This window comes from Burkholderia dolosa, assembly GCF_902499135.1.
GTDB lineage: Bacteria > Pseudomonadota > Gammaproteobacteria > Burkholderiales > Burkholderiaceae > Burkholderia > Burkholderia dolosa.
In genome coordinates this window covers 1-534 of sequence record NZ_CABVPR010000164.1, presented here as the reverse complement: position 1 = coordinate 534, position 534 = coordinate 1, and the positions used below count along the sequence as shown (strand labels likewise).

Annotated in this window: 1 pseudogene; it reads right to left on the bottom strand. The window is 62.9% G+C overall.

From position 1 onward, the window contains the following. A pseudogene (locus BUB20358_RS28040) lies at positions 1-534 on the bottom strand (IS256-like element IS1356 family transposase); the annotation flags it as partial.

The window sequence follows — 534 nt, the reverse complement described above, 5'->3', positions numbered from 1 at the left end:
GTAAAGCAGCGCGAACTGAGTCATGGCGCTCTTCCAATCGTGCCGGGAACCGGTCCACTTGGCCACGACGTTGCGCAACGCCAGCCAGATCAGTTTGAGCGCGGCCTCGTCCGACGGGAAGTGGCCGCGCGCCTTGATGATCTTCCGAAGCTGCATGTGCAGCGATTCGATCGCGTTGGTCGTATAGACGATTTTCCGGATGTCGGGCGCGAAGGCATAGAACGGAATCACCTGGTCCCAGGCTCGGCGCCAGAGTGCGGCAATCGGGGGATATTTCGTACCCCACGGGCTCGTATCGAACGCATCCAGCGCCACGGCAGCCGCTTCGGCCGACGGTGCCCGATAGACCTCCTTGAGCGCCGCCGCGACCGGTTTCCGGTCTTTCCAGCTCGCGAAGTCCAGCGAGTTCCGGATCAGATGCACGATGCAGGTCTGGACCGTCGTTTCCGGGAACACCGTGTTGATCGCTTCCGGGAAGCCCTTCAGGCCGTCGACCACGGCGATCAGGATGTCCTGCACGCCGCGCAGCTTCAG